Here is a 19,745-nt window from a genome sequence, read left to right as displayed (position 1 = left end):
TGACTATCGGGCATTTATTGGAAAACATGTATTATTTTCGTTAAACATCGAACCAGAGTTGAAAGGGAGAATAACAATCGGAATGAATAAGTTCCTGTTCATTCGCTTTGCTACAAGCATTCAAAAATCAGGCTGACGGGAATACACTAGAAGGGCAGAAGGACCAAAAGAAACCGGATTAATTCACTTATTATGCAATGGAGATGAGACTCAAAAATCGTGGAAGCCTTTGCTGAACACGATTTTCGCCTTAAGAGGCTCATCGGAATGGTTTGCATAATGGAATTAGTCCGGTTTCTTTTGGCCCTTCTGCCAGCACAGCGCAAAGTATGGCAGCCGTCCCTTTGTTAATTATAGTAGAAAAGAGAATGAACTTACGAATAAATTCGAACTTTCAACGGAATCCCCATCTCGTCTGCGAGTTTCTGGGACGCATCGATTTCTTCCTGTGAAATGATGCTTACCACACTGAACTGCACAGATGAGAACAGTTTCTTCGCTTTCTCGGCAAATGCAAGCATATCTGGGAACGCATTTTCAAAACAAGGCTGTGTAACTTCCTGGTAACGCTCTGCAGTTGGCGCATTCAGGCTGATCGATACGGCATCGATATATTTTGCCATTTCTTCTGCGATCGGCTTTTTATTGAAGAGTTCGCCAAGTCCGTTGGTATTGACGCGAAGGAGAACTTCAGGATGTTTTTCTTTCATGTATTTTGCAGCAGCAATCAGATTATCGTAGGCACAGGTCGGTTCCCCGTAGCCGCAGAAGACGGCTTCCGGATAATTTGTAAAATCAAAAGCATCAATAGCCGCCTTGATCTCTTCGAAAGAAGGATTGTGGTCGTGCCAAAGTTCTGTTGCCTCTCCGATGGCTTCATGCTCGTTACGGATGCAGAAAATACATTTGCAAGTGCAGAGGTTGGTGATGTTAAAATATGCATTGTTTTTAAATGTGTAAATAATATCTGACATTATAATAAAATCTCCTCTTTGAAAGTCAGGCGGATATTCAAGAACCACCTGTCATTTGCGTATAATTAAATATTTGGCTAAATTCCAAATTTGTTTTTCATTGTACTCTTGAAACCGGCTTTGTCAAGAGTGGAACCAAGAATGATAAAGATCACAGCACTTCCGCCTGACTGGGCAAGGGTTCCTACAATCGAAGGAATCAGTGCACCCCAGGTCCCGAACAAGATTACATCTGTGATATAATATCCAATAAAGGAAATTACAGCGGCAACAATAACGCCGACACAGTTGTGTACATTCACGATCTTGTCCTTTTTACATGTGATCGGAAGGGAGATCAGCATCTTGATGATGAAGGTTGCAGGTGCATATACCGGGGCAGTCAGGATATCTGCCATGGCACCACCGATTGCACCAGCAAACATGGCATATGGTGTTGGGAGAAATGCAGCGGCAAGATAGATCAGAGAATCTCCGATGTGTACATATCCGCCATTTACACCAAATGGAATATGGAAAATATAAGCAGTTGTCACACAGATCAGTGCTGCAAAAAGAGCTGTTGAAGTCAGTCTGGAGACTTTCTGATGAGAAAGTGCATTTGCAGATGGTTCTGGATTGTTAATGGTTGTAGATGACATGATAGTTACCTCCCTGGGTTTTATTTATTTTGTAAATGTCAGTCAAGCAGTATAGAAAGATGGGATTCAAAATTGATTCCATCGTTGCGCGGAATTTGGTCGGCAACGGTGTCAATCAGAGATTTTTCGATAAACCGGCATGCTTTTTCCACGCCTGCAGCTGCACTTTTTCCCTGTACCATCGAGGCACATACGACAGCGGAGAGCAGGTCACCGGTGCCAGAATAGCTTCCACCGTGAATTCCAGAGGAAATGACGCTTATCTGGTCGTTCTCGAGAACCAGATTGTAATATTTTACGGTATCATCAGAAGGAGCCTGATAAAGAATACCGGTGACGATGATCGTCTGGATCTGCGTTTTTTTCGTTTCTTTCAAAGGAGCGGCAATCCGGGCAATCCGGTCCAGATAATCCGGTTCGTCCTTATACTTGGTAAGCCCCGCAAAATCAGAGTGTGTTAAAAGACACAGCTCGGTAAGATTTGGCGTGATCACATCGGCATGGGATACAAGCTTCTGCATCTGCTGTTGGAGTCTGGGAGTGAAAATGTCATATTTGACACCGGAATCTCCCATGACCGGATCGACAAAGAGCAGAGTGGAAGGGGTTCTGAACTTCTCACAGAAATTCAGGATTTTTTCCGCCTGATCTGCGCTGCCGAGATATCCGGTACTGATCGCATCCAGGGTAAGACCACGTTTTTGCCATTCTTCTGTGTAATGATCAATCTTGTCGGTAAAGTCCGTACAGTAATAGCTGTCGTAGCCGGTCTGATTGGTTAAAACTGCCGTTGGCAGAGGACAGGCCTGCACACCCATGACGGAAAGAACCGGGATCGCAGCTGTCAGAGAGCATTTACCAAGACCGGACAGATCATTGATAACAGCGACTCGTTTTATCATTGAAGTATCCTTTCCGAAATACAAAGTGAAAAATTCTTGCATTTCTTATGTGTTTTATATAGAATAAAATAAAAGTGTCATTTGTAAAATATACAAAAAGAAATATTTTTTAGAGGTCAGTTATGAGAGTGGAATTACAGAATGAGGAACACTGCCGGTATCTGAGAGTGTATCATTATTACAGGAATCTGATTCTATCCGGGCAGATGAAGTCAGAGACAAAGCTTCCATCGATCCGTAAAGGTGCAAGCGAGCTGCAGATGAGCCGGACGACGATGGAGAATGCGTATATGCTTCTGGCAGCAGAAGGTTATATTGTGTCCAGACCGCAGAGTGGATATTATGTGACGGATATTGCCGAGAAGCAGGAAGAGGGCAGAAAGATTGCAAGCCGGCATGTAAGGAAGCAGGAGAATCCGGTTGTCTATGATTTTGCAACATCAAATGTAGATAAAGAGAGTTTCCGGTTTGAATTATGGCGGAGATATATGAAGAGCGCAATGCGTCAGGATGAGAGACTGCTTTCTTATGGAGAACCGCAGGGGGAACAGGAATTCAGGGAAGTACTGTCTGAATATATTCAGAAGACCAGAAGTGTGATCTGCAGCCCGGATCAGATCGTGATCGGTGCCGGTATACAGAGTCTTCTGCATATTCTGTGCCCACTGAATCATAAAAAGAGAACCGTATTTTTCAGGGACAGTGAGTTTGTACAGGGAATGACGGTTTTTGAAGATCATAACTACCGGATTGCAGGAAGTGCGGAAGAAGAGATTGGAATGTATTACGTGTCACCATCACAGATGACAAGATTTGGTGGGGTGATGCCGATCCAGGAAAGACTGGAACTGGTCGGACGCGCCGAGAAAGAGCATTTTCTGATCATTGAAGATGACTATAACAGTGAGTTCAAATATTTTCAGAAACCGGTTCCGTCCCTGCAGGGACTTTCGGGAGGAAGGAATGTCATTTATCTGGGAACATTTTCCAAAATGCTGCTTCCGTCTATCAGGATCAGTTATATGATACTGCCGCCGGAACTGATGGAAACTTACGAAAAAAGAAAAAATAATTACAATCAGACTGCATCCAAGGCCGAGCAGATCGCACTGACACAGTTTATCCGTGACGGACATCTGGCGAGTCAGGTCCGTAAATCCAGGAAGATCCATCTGGCAAAGGCAGAAAAGCTTGCGGACAGTGCAAAAAAGATTTTAGGAAAAGATGTGGATGTACAGGTTGGTGCTGCAGGATTTATGGTACAGTTGACCTTTGCGGAGGACTGCGCTGCAGAAAAGATTGCAGAAAAAGCAAAAAAGAAAGGAATGACATTTCTTGAAGTGGAGAAGAACAGGATGTTACTCACCTGTGCAGGTGTTTCTGCTGAAAAGTATGAGGATGCTATGAAACTGCTCAGAGAATGTACAGAGAAGGGGATGAATTAGATGGAATTTTCACATGAACTGGTCCTGCCGAATGAAGATCTTCCATTCCGGATGTTTTTATTTGAAGGAAAAGACGGAAATTATGTCAGGGAAAAGCACTGGCACCGGTCGATCGAGATGTTTGTTGTACTGGAAGGAAAGCTGGATTTTTATATCAATGAAGAAGATATCCATTTAGATGAAAAATCATTTGTGATCGTGAATTCTAATGAGCTGCATTCGATTTCGGCACCGTTTCCGAATAAGACGATCGTACTGCAGATGCCACTTCAGACATTTGAACGGTATTATACGGATGAGCAGTTTATCTGTTTTACCCACAGCGAACGCGTACAGGATGAACAACTGGTTGAACTGGTTGAAAAGATGTATGTGACGTATCAGAAGAAGAAAACAGGGTATGAATTAAAGGTACAGAGTTATTTTTATATGCTGGTCTATCTGATGGTGACAAAATACAGGAAGGTTGATGTCAGTGCGGAGATCGTGCGGGATCACAAGAACAGGAACCGACTTTCTACGATCACGAATTATATCAAGGATAATTATCAGAAAGATCTCTCGCTGGAAGGGCTGGCACAGGTTTTCGGGTATTCGCCGACCTATCTGTCACGGATGTTTCGCAAATATGCAGAAATCAACTATAAAGAATATATTCAGGGAATCCGTCTGGAATATGCCTACCGGGAACTGATAAGCAGTGATACGATGGTTGAGGAAATTGCAGAACATAGTGGATTTGCGGACGGAAGAGCATTTGCCAAAGCATTCCGGAAAAAATATGGAGTAAGACCAAGTGATTTCCGTAAAATGAGAAAGCAGGAATCGGAAGATGAAAAGTTATAAAGAAAACTGGAAGAAGATATACCAGGGAGCCAAAGATGCCGGGAAAGGAGACCAGATCCTGATCGAGAATTTTGGTGAGACACTGTCGGGTGAATATTCGACAGAAGAATTGATGGAAATGGCAATTGCGGACAGGGTAGATGGGATTATTGTACAGGTGAGTGATGAAGAAGCGGTTTCCGCACAGATTGACAAGGCAGAAGAACAGAATATTCCGGTGATCACGATCCGCAGTGATGCGCCGGCCAGTAAAAGGGTATCAAGTGTACTTTATCGCTTATGCAAACATGGGACTTCTTGCAGCCGTTATCTTTGATGTAGAATCTAAGAAACGTGCTAAATAATAAAAAATAGCATAAGGACAAGAAAGTGCAGTTAACAGGCTAAGTTTTCGGTAGCGGATACCGACTTAGCCTGTTAGAATATAAGACAGAAAGAAGGTAGAAGAAATGAAAATCAAAAAAGTAACAGATCCAGAATTCAGCAGATACGGACGTGTGATCGATGGGTATGATTTTTCAAAGCTGATCAAGGCAATGGAACACACCCCTCTTCCGGAGGATGTCATCTACGAACCATCTATTGAAGAACTGGAAGCAACGAATGTTGCAATCGATCTGAAGATGAGAGTTTACGGAGAACTTCCGATCCAGATCGGATACTGCAACGGACATAACAGCAAACTGAACGCACTGGAATATCACAGAAGTTCAGAAGTAAATGTCGCAGTGACAGATATCATTCTGCTTCTGGGGGCAGAGCAGGATATCGAACCGGATTTTACATATGACACATCAAAAGTAGAAGCATTCCTTGTCCCGGCAGGAATTGGAATCGAAGTGTACGGAACAACCCTTCACTATGCACCTTGCGGAGTAGATGGAAATGGATTTAAGGCAGTAGTAGTTCTTCCAAAGGGAACCAATACAGATCTGATGACCTGCCATACCAAATCATTTGATGACAAGCTTCTTACCGCAAAGAACAAATGGCTGATTGCACATGAAGAAGCAGGAATCGAAGGCGCTGTGTGCGGACTTAAAGGTGAGAATATCGACATCGCAAAATAGAACAGACAGATTCATATTTTAGGAGGAAAAAACAATGAATAACATGCCAGAACTGAAAATCGGAGTTGTTGCAGTAAGCCGTGACTGCTTCCCGGAAAGCCTTTCTGTATCAAGAAGAGAAGCACTTATGAAAGCTTACAAAGAAAAATACGGAGAAGAACATATTTACGAATGTCCGATCTGTATCGTAGAAAGTGAAATCCATATGGTACAGGCTCTGAAAGATATCAAGAAAGCCGGATGTAATGCACTGGTTGTATATCTTGGAAACTTCGGACCGGAAATCTCAGAGACTCTGCTTGCAAAACACTTTGATGGACCAAAGATGTTCGTTGCAGCAGCAGAAGAAAGCGGCAACAACCTGATCCAGGGACGTGGAGATGCATATTGCGGTATGTTAAATGCAAGCTACAACTTAAAGCTTCGTAATATTAAAGCATATATTCCGGAATATCCGGTTGGAACAGCAGAAGAATGCGCAGATATGATCCATGAATTTGAACCGATCGCAAGAGCAATCATCGGACTTAACAATTTGAAGATTATCAGCTTTGGACCAAGACCGCTGAATTTCCTTGCATGTAATGCACCGATCAAACAACTTTACAATATCGGCGTAGAGATTGAAGAAAACTCAGAACTTGACCTGTTTGAAGCATTTAACAAACATGCCGGAGATGAAAGAATTCCGGCAATTGTAAAAGAGATGGAAGAAGAACTTGGAGCCGGTAACAAGAAACCGGAAATCCTTTCAAAACTTGCTCAGTATGAACTGACACTTAAAGACTGGGTAGAAGAACACAGAGGATACCGCAAATATGTTGCAATCGCCGGAAAATGCTGGCCTGCATTCCAGACACAGTTCGGATTTGTACCATGCTATGTCAACAGCCGTCTGACAGCACAGGGAATTCCGGTATCCTGCGAAGTGGATATCTATGGAGCACTCAGCGAATTCATTGGAACAGTTGTAAGTGAAGACACTGTAACACTCCTTGATATTAACAACTCTGTACCGGCCGACCTTTATGAAGAAGACATTAAGGGCAAATTCGATTACACACTGAAAGATACATTCATGGGATTCCACTGTGGAAATACTGCATCATCCAAACTTTCATTCTGCGAAATGAAATACCAGATGATCATGGCAAGATCTCTTCCGATTGAAGTAACACAGGGAACACTTGAAGGAGACATCAAACCTGGAGATATCACATTCTTCCGTCTGCAGAGCACATCAGACAATGTACTGAGAGCTTACATTGCACACGGTGAAGTCCTTCCGGTAGCAACACGTTCCTTCGGAGCAATCGGAATCTTCGCAATTCCGGAAATGGGCAGATTCTATCGTCATGTACTGATCGAAAAGAACTTCCCGCATCACGGAGCCGTAGCATTCGGACATTACGGAAAAGCACTTTACGAAGTATTCAAATACATCGGAGTACCGGTAGACGAAATCGGCTACAACCAGCCAAAAGGTGTACGTTACCCAACAGAAAATCCTTGGGGCTAATTAAAACTATACACAATCATATAAGGGGCGGCTGAATGAACCCGCCCCTTTATAGTACAAAGAAACACGAATTAAAAACAGGATTTATGTTTCAAGCAGGCGGTTCAATGTCTTGAGGACCAGATTATAGAAAATAAATATGGCAGATTCCATTTGAGGCAATGAAGATGAGACTCAGAAATTGTGGAAGCCATTGCGGACACAATTTCCGCCCTAAGAGGCTCATCGGAATGCTTTGCCGATTGGAAGATGCAATATTTATTTTCTATAATCTGGTCACAATCCCTCGAATCCGTCAGGTTGATATAAAAACCCTAACAAGGAGGAACATTATGCTCTATATAGGCGTAGACCTTGGAACATCCGCAGTAAAACTTCTGTTAATGGATGAAAAAGGCGACATCAAAAAAATTGTTTCAAAAGAATACCCATTATACTTCCCACATCCGGGCTGGTCAGAACAGCATCCGGAAGACTGGTTTACCCAGTCCGTAGAAGGCATCAAAGAACTGACTTCTGAGTGTGATAAGAGCCAGGTTGCAGGAATCAGCTTTGGTGGACAGATGCACGGACTGGTCATTCTGGATAAAGACGACCAGGTCATCCGCCCGGCAATTCTCTGGAATGATGGACGTACCACAGAAGAGACGGATTATCTGAATAACGAGATCGGAAAAGAAACGCTTTCTAAATACACAGCAAACATTGCATTTACTGGATTTACCGCACCGAAGATCCTGTGGGTAAAGAAAAATGAGCCGGAGAATTTTGCAAAGATCACAAAAATCATGCTTCCAAAAGATTATCTGGCATACTGCCTGTCAGGAAGCTTCTGCTCTGATTATTCGGATGCATCCGGCATGCTTCTGATGGATGTAGAACACAAATGCTGGTCCAAAGAAATGATGGACATCTGCGGCGTAACAGAAGAACAGCTTCCGAAGCTTTATGAAAGTTACGAAGTCGTAGGAAGTCTGAAGCCGGAAGTAGCAGCAGAACTCGGACTTTCTGAAAATGTAAAAATTATTGCAGGAGCAGGCGATAATGCAGCTGCAGCTGTCGGAACAGGAACAGTTGGTGACGGAAGATGTAACATTTCCCTTGGAACATCCGGAACCATCTTTATTTCCAGTGCAAACTTCGGCGTAGATAAGAACAATGCTCTGCATTCTTTTGCACATGCAGACGGTCATTATCATCTGATGGGATGCATGTTAAGTGCTGCATCCTGCAATAAATGGTGGGCAGAAGAGATTCTTCACACGGATGATTTTGCTGCAGAGCAGAAAGATATTACAAAGCTAGGTGAGAACCATGTGTTCTATCTTCCATATCTGATGGGAGAGCGTTCACCGCACAATGATCCATATGCAAGAGCTACCTTTACCGGTATGACGATGGATACCACAAGAGCAGATATGATGCAGGCAGTATTGGAAGGAGTTGTATTTGCACTCCGTGATTCCCTTGAAGTTGCAAAAAGCCTTGGAATCAAGATTGAACGTACCAAGATCTGCGGTGGTGGAGCAAAGAGTCCTCTTTGGAGAAAGATGATCGCCAATATCATGAACCTGAAAGTGGATATCATCGAGAGCGAAGAAGGACCGGCACTTGGAGGTGCAATCCTTGCAGCAGTCGGATGCGGCGAATACGAAAGCGTAGAAGCAGCAGCTGACAAGCTGGTTAAGATTGTAGATACCGTAGAACCGGAAGCAGAACTGGTTGAAAAATACGAAAAGAGATACCAGGAGTTCCGTCAGATTTATCCGGCACTCAAACCGGTATTTCCGCATATTCAGTAATTGAATATAAGATTTTTATGGCGTCAGTCACATTGAATCTTCTTCTTTGCAGTCCCCGTTGACAGTGAAAGTTAAAACCCGTATAATGAATTATAAGATTGACATGATGTGGAGGGCTTAATTCTATGATTATTGCAAAGAATGATGAAGATAAAAGAAGCCGTGTGTGGAACTATGTGACAGGAATTACGACCGTTCTGATCATTATCGTGGCTGGATATTTCATTTACCAGGGATTTTTCGGAAATCCGCTGGAAGGAAAGTGGAAGCATGATGAGAGTGATATGATACTGGAAGTAGATGACCATAATGAAGCAGAGCTTGACTGGAAGAACCTGATCGATGGTAAGGATGTGGATGTGGAACTTGGATATACACTGGATATCAAGGCAAAGCAGATTACATTTACTGTGAAGCAGGAAGAGCTGGATGAGACAGCGAAAGAACTTGGTGATAATGTAACTGCATCGGAAGTAGAGCAGGCGATCAATTCTGTACTCACTACATTCAATTACAGTGTGGACGGAACCGAGCTTACACTTACCGAGTGGGATTATGGGGACCAGATAATTTTTGAAAAAGCAGACAAATAAAGAGAACCCTCTCTCTGTGGGCACGAAAGTCCGCAGGCAGAGGGTTTTGTGTGAGAACAGGAGGTTAAAAGCAGATGACAAGGAAGGAGACAAAAGTAATAAATATCGGAGGAAGAAAGATCGGTGGAGGCAATCCGGTAGCGATCCAGTCCATGACAAATACAAAGACAGAGGACGTGGAATCTACAGTTGCACAGATTCTTGCTCTGGAAAAGGCAGGATGCGAGATTATCCGCTGTGCAGTTCCGAATATGGAAGCAGCACAGGCTTTACAAGAGATTAAGAAACAAATCCATATTCCACTGGTTGCAGATATACATTTTGATTATCGTCTTGCGATCGCTGCAATTGAAAACGGTGCAGATAAAATCCGTATCAATCCGGGGAATATCGGAAGTGAGGACAGAGTCCGTGCGGTTGTGGAGAAAGCAAAAGAATACGAGATTCCGATCCGTGTCGGGGTGAACAGTGGTTCGCTGGAGAAGAACCTTCTGGAAAAATATGGTGGCGTGACTGCAGAGGGAATCGTGGAAAGTGCACTTGACAAGGTACACATGATCGAGAACATGGGATATGACAATCTGGTGGTCAGTATTAAGTCTTCAGATGTCATGATGTGTGTAAAAGCGCATGAGCTGATCGCAAAGAAATGCCCGTATCCGTTGCATGTGGGAATCACCGAGTCCGGGACGCTGCTTTCAGGCAATATTAAATCTTCAGTAGGACTTGGAATCATCCTTTATCAGGGAATCGGAGATACGATTCGTGTATCGCTGACAGGGGATCCATTAGAAGAGATCAAGAGTGCAAAACTGATCCTGAAAGCACTGGGACTTAGAAAAGGAGGAATTGAAGTTGTATCCTGCCCGACCTGTGGACGTACCAAGATTGATCTGATCGGACTTGCCAATAAAGTAGAGACGATGGTTGCTGAATATCCACTTGATATCAAGGTTGCAGTGATGGGATGCGTGGTAAATGGTCCTGGAGAAGCAAGAGAGGCTGATCTTGGAATCGCAGGGGGAATTGGGGAAGGACTTCTGATCAAAAAAGGAGAGATCATCCGCAAGGTAAAAGAGGATGAACTTTTAGATGCACTTCGTAATGAACTGGAACATTGGGGCGAATAGAAGATGACAAAGCTATTTTTTGATGTGTTTCCAACATTGAATATCGATAACGACAGCCATATGCTGTTTGAAAAGGTGGAGGTGACGAAAATCACCTCCACTTCAGCCAGAAATCATATCAAGGTTTATATTTACAGTACCCATCTGATCCCGAAGAAAACGGTATGTTATGTGGAGAACCAGATTGAGGAACAGCTGTTTTCGCAGGGAAATATTCCGGTGACGATCATCGAGGAATACCGGCTTTCCGAGCAGTATACGCCGGAGAACCTGATGCATGCCTACAAGGAGAGTATTCTTTTTGAGCTGGAGCAGAAAAGTGTGCTGGAGAAAAATATGTTCCAGAAGGCAAAGTGCCGCTTCGAAGGGGAGCGTACTATGTGTCTGACTATGGCGGACACGATTGTTGCAGAGGGAAAGACCAGCGAGATCACCAGCTATCTGAAGGATGTCTTTGAGAACCGTTTCCACGTGCCGGTGGATGTAGAAATTGATTATGAAGAAGTAGGAGAGAGCAAATACAAGAAATTCAATGAAATGCAGCTTCAGCAGGAAGTAGATGCGATCAGGGAAAGGAATCAGAAGCTGCAGGCACAGCATGCCACGGAAGAGGCGGCAAAAGCAAAAGAAACGGAAGGCATATCAAAGAAGAAAGCGGAAAAAGCAGAAGATGCCGCTAAAGAAGCAGATGCATCAAGTACGCAGAATAAACAGGAACAGAAGAAACCGGAGACTCCGAAAAAGCAGGAATTTGCAGGAAAGTCCAGTGGGTTCAAAAGTGGCAAGGGAAGCTTTGTGCGTCGGGATTATCCGCTCAAGCGCTCCGATGACCCGAACGTAATCTATGGACGGGACTTTGACGATATGCCGATCGAGCTGAAGACAGTTACCGGAGAGATGGGTGAGATTACTTTCCGGGGACAGGTGATCAGCTTTGATACCCGTGAGATCCGGAACGAAAAGACAATCGTCATGTTTGCCGTGACCGACTTTACCGACACGATCATGGTCAAGATGTTTACCCGCAATGACCAGCTCCCGGATCTGCTTGCGGAGATTAAAAAAGGTGTATTTCTGAAAATCAAAGGAGTTACGACGATTGATAAATTTGATGGAGAGCTGACCATTGGTTCTGTAACCGGAATCCGCAAAACTTCGGATTTCCGTGTAACAAGAAAAGACAAGTATCCGGAAAAACGCGTGGAGCTTCACTGCCATACCAAGATGAGCGATATGGATGGTGTTTCTGAGGCAAAAGATCTGGTAAAGCGAGCACATGACTGGGGGCACCCGGCGATTGCGATCACCGATCATGGTGTGGTGCAGGGGTTTACCGATGCCAATCATGTGATCGAGGATCTGGATAAAGATGATCCATTTAAAGTTATTTATGGAGTGGAAGGATATCTGGTAGATGATCTGACTAAGATCGCAGAGAACGAAAAGGGACAGGATCTGGAAGGCACTTACGTGGTATTCGATATCGAGACAACCGGTTTTTCCGCTGTGACTGACCGGATCATCGAGATTGGCGCGGTAAAAGTGGAAGACGGGAAGATCACAGATAAGTTCAGTACCTTTGTCAATCCGAAACGTCCGATCCCGTTCCGTATCACGGAACTTACCGGCATCACCGATGAGATGGTCATCGATTCGCCGGATATTGAGACGATCTTGCCGCAGTTTATAAAATTTATTGGCGATGCGGTTCTGGTGGCGCATAATGCTTCTTTTGATGTGGGATTTATCGAGCAGAACTGCAAAAGGCAGAAGATTGAGGCTGATTTTACTTATGTAGATACCGTTGCACTTGCCCGTGTTCTTCTTCCGGCACTGAACCGTTTCAAGCTGGATACCGTTGCAAAAGCTTTAAATATTTCCCTGGAGAATCATCACCGCGCAGTTGATGATGCAGGCTGCACGGCAGAAATCTTTGTGAAATTTGTGCAGATGCTCAAAGAACGGGAACTGACAACGCTTGCAAAAGTTAATGAATTTGGGAATCTGAACCCGGATTCTATTAAAAAGCTTCCGACTTATCATGTCATTATTCTTGCAAGAAATGACATTGGTCGTGTGAATTTGTATCAGCTTGTTTCTGCATCCCATCTGGTTTACTATAATCGCAGACCCCGTATCCCGAAAAGTGTGCTAAATGAGCACCGGGAAGGTCTGATCGTGGGAAGTGCCTGCGAAGCCGGAGAGCTTTACCGTGCACTTCTGGATGGAAAGCCGGATGAAACGATCGCGAAGATCGTGGATTTTTATGACTATCTGGAAATCCAGCCGCTTGGAAACAATGCATTTATGGTAGAGAGTGACAAAGTAACTTCGGTCAATTCTATGGAAGATATCATGGATCTGAACCGGAAGATCGTGCATCTTGGGGAGCAGTTCCACAAACCGGTCGTGGGAACCTGTGACGTACATTTCATGGATCCGGAAGATGAGGTATACCGTCGGATCATCATGGCAGGAAAAGGATTTGGAGATGCCGATAAGCAGGCACCACTATACCTTCGTACAACGGAGGAAATGCTGGATGAATTTGCCTACCTTGGTTCGGAAAAAGCGTATGAAGTTGTGATCAGGAACACCAATCTGATCGCGGATATGATCGAGAAGATTTCTCCGGTCCGCCCGGATAAGTGTCCTCCGGTTATTGAGAATTCCGACCAGATGCTGCGAGATATCTGTTATAATAAAGCCCATTCTATGTACGGGGATCCCCTTCCGGAGATCGTACATGAACGACTGGAAAGAGAACTGAATTCCATCATTTCCAATGGATTTGCGGTTATGTATATCATTGCGCAGAAGCTGGTATGGAAATCCAACGAGGATGGTTACCTGGTAGGATCCCGTGGTTCGGTAGGATCTTCATTCGTTGCAACTATGGCAGGAATTACGGAGGTCAATCCTCTGGTTCCACATTACTATTGCAGCAATTGCCACTATAGTGATTTTGATTCGGAAGAAGTGAAAAAATATGTGGGTGGCTGTGGACACGATATGCCGGATAAGAACTGTCCGGTCTGTGGACAGAAGCTGGTCAAAGACGGATTTGATATTCCATTTGAGACTTTCCTTGGATTCAAGGGAAACAAAGAGCCGGATATCGACCTGAACTTCTCCGGAGATTACCAGAGTAAAGCGCATAAGTATACGGAGGTTATTTTCGGAAAAGGTCAGACCTTCCGTGCCGGAACCATTGCCGCACTTGCAGAAAAGACGGCTTATGGATATGTGAAGAATTATTATGAGGAGCGTGGTGACCGTAAGCGAAACTGCGAGATCGATCGTATCGTAGCTGGCTGTACCGGAATCCGCCGAAGTACCGGACAGCATCCGGGGGGAATTGTGGTTCTTCCGCATGGAGAGGACATTAACTCTTTCACTCCAATCCAGCATCCGGCAAATGATATGACGACCGATATTATCACCACTCATTTTGATTATCATTCCATCGACCACAACCTTTTGAAACTGGATATTCTCGGACACGATGATCCGACCATGATCAAAACGCTGGAAGAGCTGATCAATTCCGATGCGATGGACAATAAATACGATGGAGTGAATAATGTATTTAAAGCGACTGATATTCCATTGGATGATCCAGGTGTAATGGGACTTTTTGCAGGAACAGAGGTGCTCGGTATCACACCGGAGGACATCGACGGATGTCCGCTTGGTTGTCTGGGAGTCCCGGAGTTTGGTACAGATTTTGTTATCCAGATGGTAATTGATACCAAGCCAAAGACGCTTTCGGACCTGATCCGTATTTCAGGTCTGTCTCATGGAACAGATGTGTGGCTGAACAATGCACAGACCCTGATTGAAGAAGGAAAGGCAACCATTTCCACGGCAATCTGTACCCGTGATGATATCATGACTTATCTGATCAACAAAGGTGTTGAAAGTGAAGAATCCTTCACAATCATGGAACGTGTGCGTAAAGGAACCGTCGCAAAAGGAAAATGTAAAGAGTGGTCACAGTTTAAAAAAGATATGCTGGAGCATGACGTGCCGGAATGGTATATCTGGTCCTGTGAGCGGATCAAATACATGTTCCCGAAAGCCCATGCTGCAGCTTATGTCATGATGGCATACCGGATTGCCTACTGCAAGATCAATTATCCGCTTGCCTATTATGCGGCATACTTCGGAATCCGTGCATCTGCATTTTCTTACGAACTGATGGGACAGGGAAAAGAAAAACTTCTCTACCATATGAAAGAATATAAAAGAAGAGCAGAACTCAATCAGCTCAGTAAAAAAGATCAGGATACCTTAAAAGATATGAAAAATGTACTGGAAATGTATGCCAGAGGATTTGATTTTTTACCGATCGATATCTACAAATCCAAAGCATCCAAGTTCCAGATCGTCGGCGATAAGCTCCTTCCACCGTTCAACACCATTGACGGCATGGGCGATAAAGCCGCCGAGGCTATGGAAATTGCCGCTAAAGACGGACCATACCTCTCTAAAGACGATTTCCGTCAGAGAACAAAAGTCAGCAAGACATTGGTTGACTTGATGGCAGATATGGGTTTGCTGGGCGACCTCCCGGAGACCAATCAGTTATCCCTGTTTGATTTTGCCTAAATAAAAAGTCAAAGTACTTAAAGATAAGTTATCATTCGATATAACTTAAAAAAGTGCTTTGGCTTTTTTGCATATAAGAGAAAAGTATAAATTTGCATTTGGTTAGGTTAAACAAAGCCTTTTGCTGCATTTTGCCAGTAACGTAGAAGCCAGAGTTCCGTTCCGACTATATCCATTTCCAATTCCGTTGAGTGCAATGGAGATGAAACACAAGTCGGAACTTTGGCACCACCGATTCCACACCCATAAAAATGCACAAAATCATCCCTATTTTTTTGGTAGTTATTTATGGCTGAAAATGATTGACTTTGACTGAAAAAGGCGATATATTAAAACTAAAGATGAATGAAAAAGAAAATAAATGATTGAAAATGACTGAAACATAAAATACAATTGAATAAATCAGTCATAACCAGTCGAAATGGAGGTGAGATAAGTGCTTGCAGAAGAAAGATTCAGTGAAATTCTGAAATTAGTGAATGAACACAAGACAATCACTGTTCAGGAACTGACCGAGCTTCTGGATATGTCAGAGTCAACGATACGAAGAGATCTGACAACACTTCATAAAAAAGGAAAGCTGATCAAGGTACATGGTGGTGCAACCGCAGTCAATATGGCGCAGTACACCAGAGATGAATCTGTTGCAGTCAGACAGGATCTGAACATTGATGAAAAGGTGCAGATCGGAAAGTATGCATCATCTCTGATTGAAAAAGATGATTTCGTCTATATCGATGCAGGGACAACCACTGATTTCCTGATTGATTTCCTGACAGAGCAGGACGCTGTGTATGTGACAAACGGAATCATGCATGCGAAGAAGCTGACACAGAAAGGTTGTATAGTTTATCTGATCGGTGGGGAATTAAAAGAAGCAACGCTGGCACTGGTCGGAGAGGAAGCAATGAAAACCCTGGGAAGATACCATTTCACAAAAGGATTCTTCGGAACCAATGGGATTCATATAGAGAGTGGATGCACCACACCGGATATCCGGGAGGCTGCGATCAAAGAGATGGCGATCTTAAGAAGCGCAAAGGCTTACATCCTTGCAGATTCAACCAAATTCGGTCAGGTAGCACCGGTAACATTTTCAGAACTGGATGCAGTGGACATCATTACAACAAAGCTTAAGGATGCTACATTTAACAAATATAAAAATATTGTGGAGGTTGCAAAATAATGATTTACACAGTGACATTTAACCCGTCTTTGGACTATGTGGTACAGGCAGATCAGCTGATCCCGGGAGAGATCAACCGGACAACAAGCGAACATATTTATCCGGGAGGAAAAGGAAACAACGTATCTGTGATCCTTTCCAATCTGGGACTTAAGAGCAAAGCGCTTGGATTCAAGGCAGGATTTACCGGAGATGTACTGGAAAAGATGCTGGAAGAGTTCGGATGTGAGACAGATTTTATCCCGTTAAAAGAAGGTAATAGCCGAATCAATGTAAAGATCAATGCAGGAACTGAGACTGAGATCAACGGACAGGGACCGGTTATCACAGAAGAAGCAATTCAGGCATTATATGAAAAGTTGGATAAGCTGGAAGAAGGCGATGTACTGATCCTTGCAGGAAGTATTCCGAATACTCTGCCGGAAGATATTTATGAGAGAATCCTGGAGAGACTTTCCGGAAAAGAAATTCGTTTTGTAGTGGATGCAACCAAGGATCTTCTTTTAAAAGTTATGAAATATCATCCGTTTCTGATCAAACCGAACAACCATGAGTTAGGTGAGATGTTTAACGTAGAACTGAAGAGAAAAGAAGACATCATCATTTATGCGAAGAAGTTACAGGCACTTGGAGCACAGCATGTACTGGTATCCATGGCAGGTGACGGAGCGATCCTTGTGACAAAGGATGGAAAAGTCTATGAGACCATGCCTCCGAAAGGAAAGGTTGTCAATTCTGTTGGCGCAGGTGATTCTATGGTGGCAGGATTTATTACCGGATATCTGAATACAAAAGATATGGAAAAAGCATTCCGCCTGGGTGTGGCGGCAGGAAGCGCTTCGGCATTCTGTTCGTGGCTCGCTACAAGAGATGAGATTGTTGCACTTCTTGGAGAACCGGCAGAAGTGTACCATATATAAAAGCAAATGGGAGGAATGACAAGATGAAGATTACAGACTTACTCAAAAAGCAAAGTATTTGCCTCGATGGCAAGGCAGACTCCAAAGCGCAGGTCATCCGTGAAATGGTCGATCTGATGGCAGAAGGCGGGAACATCAATGACATTGACACCTATCGTGAAACCGTCTTTAAACGAGAAGAAGAAGGAACTACAGGAATTGGTGAAGGCATTGCAATCCCGCATGGCAAGACTGAAGCGGTAAGCGCACCGGGACTTGCAGCCATGGTACTTCCGGAGGGTGTAGATTACGATTCTCTGGACGGAGAACCGGCATACCTTATTTTCCTGATCGCAGCACCGAATACAGAGGACAATGTACATCTGGAAGTACTCAGTCGTCTGTCCATGCTTCTGATGGATGAGGATTTCAGAAACAAGCTGCTTCATGCAAAGGATGTTGATGAATTTCTTGCTTATGTTGATGCAGCCGAGAAAGAAAAATTCCCGGAAGAAGCAGAAGAAAAAGCAGAAGCTCCGGCGGATGCATCTGCAAAACCGTATCAGATCCTCGCAGTTACCGCATGCCCGACCGGTATCGCCCATACTTACATGGCGGCGGAAGGTCTGGAAAAGAAAGCGAAAGAAATGGGAGTTACCATCAAGGTAGAAACAAACGGATCTGGTGGTGCCAAGAACGTACTAACACCGGAAGAAATCGCTGCCTGTGACTGTATCATCATTGCAGCCGACAAGGATGTCGCAATGGCAAGATTTGATGGCAAGCCGCTGATCAGTACAAAGGTATCTGACGGAATCAACAAAGCACAGGAGCTGATTGAACGTGCCTTGAGTGGAAATGCTCCAGTTTATCACAGCAAGGGTGGAGCAACAGAAGAGGGTGGTGCGTCATCTGACGGAGATACCATCGGACGCAAGATTTATAAGAGTCTGATGAATGGAGTATCCCATATGCTTCCGTTCGTAATCGGCGGTGGAATCCTGATCGCACTTTCTTTTCTGGTTGACGGTGCAAATGCAGGTACAGCAGCATTTGGTAGTGGAACTCCACTTGCAAAATTCTTCAACACCGTTGGAAATACAGCGTTTGGGATGATGTTCCCGATCCTTGCCGGTTATATTGCAATGGCAATTGGTGACAGACCGGCATTGATGCCTGGTATTGTAGGCGGACTTCTTGCAAAAGCCGGAACTTCTGTATTCCTTGCAGAAGACGCATGGATTTCATCCGGATTCTTCGGTGCACTGATCGCCGGATTTGCAGCAGGATACCTGATGATCGGATTGAAGAAATTGTTTGACAAGCTTCCGAAAACTCTGGAAGGGACAAAACCGGTTCTTCTGTATCCATTCTTTGGGATTCTGATCATGGCAGCATTTATGATCTTTATCGTAAACCCACCGGTTGGAGCATTTAACACCTGGCTGAATAATGTCCTTTCCGGAATGGGAGAATCCAGCAAGATGCTTCTGGGAGCGGTTCTTGCAGGTATGATGTCCATTGATTTTGGCGGACCGTTCAACAAAGCGGCATATGTATTTGGAACGGCATCCATCGCAAGTGGACAGTTTGATATTATGGCATCTGTTATGATCGGAGGTATGGTTCCACCGATCGCAATCGCACTTGCCACCACATTTTTTAAAAACCGTTTCACAAAGGGTGAACAGCAGACAAGTATCACAAACTACATCATGGGACTTTCTTTTATCACAGAAGGAGCCATTCCATTTGCAGCATCTGATCCGCTTCGAATCATTCCGCCATGTATAGTTGGTTCTGCAATAGCAGGCGCATTATCCATGATGTTTGGATGCGGATCAAGAGCTCCGCATGGAGGAATTTTTGTCATCGGAATTATTGACAATCCATTGATGTTTTTGATAGCATTGGTTGTAGGAGCTGTCGTAGCAATGGCGGGAATTGTATTACTCAAAAAGCCATTGAAAGCAGAGTAGTAACTTATTAATTTTCTAAATATTTTTTAAAGAACAGGAGTGTTGAATCATGAAAGAATTTAAGTATGTAGTAACAGATGCACAGGGAATCCACGCAAGACCGGCAGGAATTCTGGTAAAAGCAATTGCGAAAAAAACTTCAGATATC

Annotated in this window: 16 protein-coding genes; 13 read left to right on the top strand and 3 right to left on the bottom strand. The window is 43.9% G+C overall.

The genetic code is table 11. The features are described 5' to 3' along the window. Nucleotides 1–374: 374 nt before the first annotated feature. From PGQ33_RS10335 to PGQ33_RS10325, 3 genes are all read right to left on the bottom strand, one after another. Nucleotides 375–974 (bottom strand): TIGR04100 family radical SAM protein, encoded by a 600-nt coding sequence (locus PGQ33_RS10335; protein ID WP_270205690.1) that lies wholly within the window; start codon nt 972–974, stop codon nt 375–377. 77 nt (nt 975–1,051) lie between these two features. Continuing rightward, complete coding sequence (locus tag PGQ33_RS10330; RefSeq protein ID WP_055297516.1) at nt 1,052–1,615, bottom strand: TIGR04002 family protein; 564 nt, start codon at nt 1,613–1,615, stop codon at nt 1,052–1,054. 38 nt (nt 1,616–1,653) lie between these two features. Next, nucleotides 1,654–2,517 carry a pyridoxamine kinase gene (locus PGQ33_RS10325; protein WP_270205689.1) on the bottom strand — a complete coding sequence of 288 codons (864 nt, stop codon included), beginning with the start codon at nt 2,515–2,517 and terminating at the stop codon, nt 1,654–1,656. A 122-nt stretch (nt 2,518–2,639) separates the two neighbouring features. On the opposite strand from PGQ33_RS10325, the gene pdxR reads away from it, so the two are divergent. The 13 genes from pdxR to PGQ33_RS17030 form a co-directional block, all read left to right on the top strand. Beyond that, on the top strand, nt 2,640–3,962 hold the full coding sequence (gene pdxR / locus PGQ33_RS10320) for a MocR-like pyridoxine biosynthesis transcription factor PdxR (protein ID WP_055156839.1): 1,323 nt from the start codon (nt 2,640–2,642) through the stop codon (nt 3,960–3,962). Further along, nucleotides 3,963–4,808, top strand: coding sequence for an AraC family transcriptional regulator (locus PGQ33_RS10315; RefSeq protein WP_055156841.1), 846 nt, complete (start codon nt 3,963–3,965; stop codon nt 4,806–4,808). Further along, nucleotides 4,795–5,124 carry a substrate-binding domain-containing protein gene (locus PGQ33_RS10310; protein WP_270205688.1) on the top strand — a complete coding sequence of 110 codons (330 nt, stop codon included), beginning with the start codon at nt 4,795–4,797 and terminating at the stop codon, nt 5,122–5,124. Before PGQ33_RS10315 ends, PGQ33_RS10310 begins: the two co-directional genes overlap by 14 nt. Before the next feature lie 133 nt (nt 5,125–5,257). Further along, the gene (locus PGQ33_RS10305; RefSeq protein ID WP_173826505.1) at nt 5,258–5,878 is read left to right on the top strand and encodes a DUF4867 family protein; all 621 of its coding nucleotides are present in this window, start codon (nt 5,258–5,260) and stop codon (nt 5,876–5,878) included. A gap of 34 nt (nt 5,879–5,912) precedes the next feature. Then, nucleotides 5,913–7,397 (top strand): L-fucose/L-arabinose isomerase family protein, encoded by a 1,485-nt coding sequence (locus tag PGQ33_RS10300; protein WP_270205687.1) that lies wholly within the window; start codon nt 5,913–5,915, stop codon nt 7,395–7,397. A gap of 332 nt (nt 7,398–7,729) precedes the next feature. Then, a complete protein-coding gene (gene xylB / locus PGQ33_RS10295) occupies nt 7,730–9,199 on the top strand; it encodes a xylulokinase (RefSeq protein ID WP_022220940.1) in 1,470 nt (489 codons plus the stop codon). Nucleotides 9,200–9,324: 125 nt separating this feature from the next. Next, entirely contained in the window at nt 9,325–9,792 is a 468-nt protein-coding gene (locus PGQ33_RS10290) for a hypothetical protein (RefSeq protein WP_117836286.1), read from the top strand. A 74-nt stretch (nt 9,793–9,866) separates the two neighbouring features. Further along, the gene (gene ispG, locus PGQ33_RS10285) at nt 9,867–10,922 is read left to right on the top strand and encodes a flavodoxin-dependent (E)-4-hydroxy-3-methylbut-2-enyl-diphosphate synthase (RefSeq protein ID WP_008369525.1); all 1,056 of its coding nucleotides are present in this window, start codon (nt 9,867–9,869) and stop codon (nt 10,920–10,922) included. Nucleotides 10,923–10,925: 3 nt separating this feature from the next. Next, nucleotides 10,926–15,533, top strand: coding sequence for a PolC-type DNA polymerase III (locus tag PGQ33_RS10280; protein ID WP_270205686.1), 4,608 nt, complete (start codon nt 10,926–10,928; stop codon nt 15,531–15,533). 436 nt (nt 15,534–15,969) lie between these two features. Then, nucleotides 15,970–16,719, top strand: a complete 750-nt coding sequence (locus PGQ33_RS10275; RefSeq protein WP_008369518.1) for a DeoR/GlpR family DNA-binding transcription regulator — start codon at nt 15,970–15,972, stop codon at nt 16,717–16,719. Further along, complete coding sequence (gene pfkB / locus PGQ33_RS10270) at nt 16,719–17,639, top strand: 1-phosphofructokinase (protein WP_008369517.1); 921 nt, start codon at nt 16,719–16,721, stop codon at nt 17,637–17,639. Before PGQ33_RS10275 ends, pfkB begins: the two co-directional genes overlap by 1 nt. A 23-nt stretch (nt 17,640–17,662) precedes the next feature. Next, nucleotides 17,663–19,597: a PTS fructose transporter subunit IIABC gene (locus PGQ33_RS10265; RefSeq protein WP_270205685.1), complete on the top strand. Its 1,935-nt coding sequence runs from the start codon at nt 17,663–17,665 to the stop codon at nt 19,595–19,597. Between the two features lie 49 nt (nt 19,598–19,646). After that, nucleotides 19,647–19,745 (top strand): HPr family phosphocarrier protein (locus tag PGQ33_RS17030; RefSeq protein ID WP_270205712.1); only part of this gene is annotated, 99 nt, incomplete at its 3' end.

It is taken from the genome of Coprococcus sp. AM100_B19A (genome assembly GCF_027662015.1).
GTDB classification, from domain to species: domain Bacteria; phylum Bacillota; class Clostridia; order Lachnospirales; family Lachnospiraceae; genus Allocoprococcus; species Allocoprococcus comes.
This window is presented reverse-complemented; position numbering and strand designations above follow the sequence as displayed.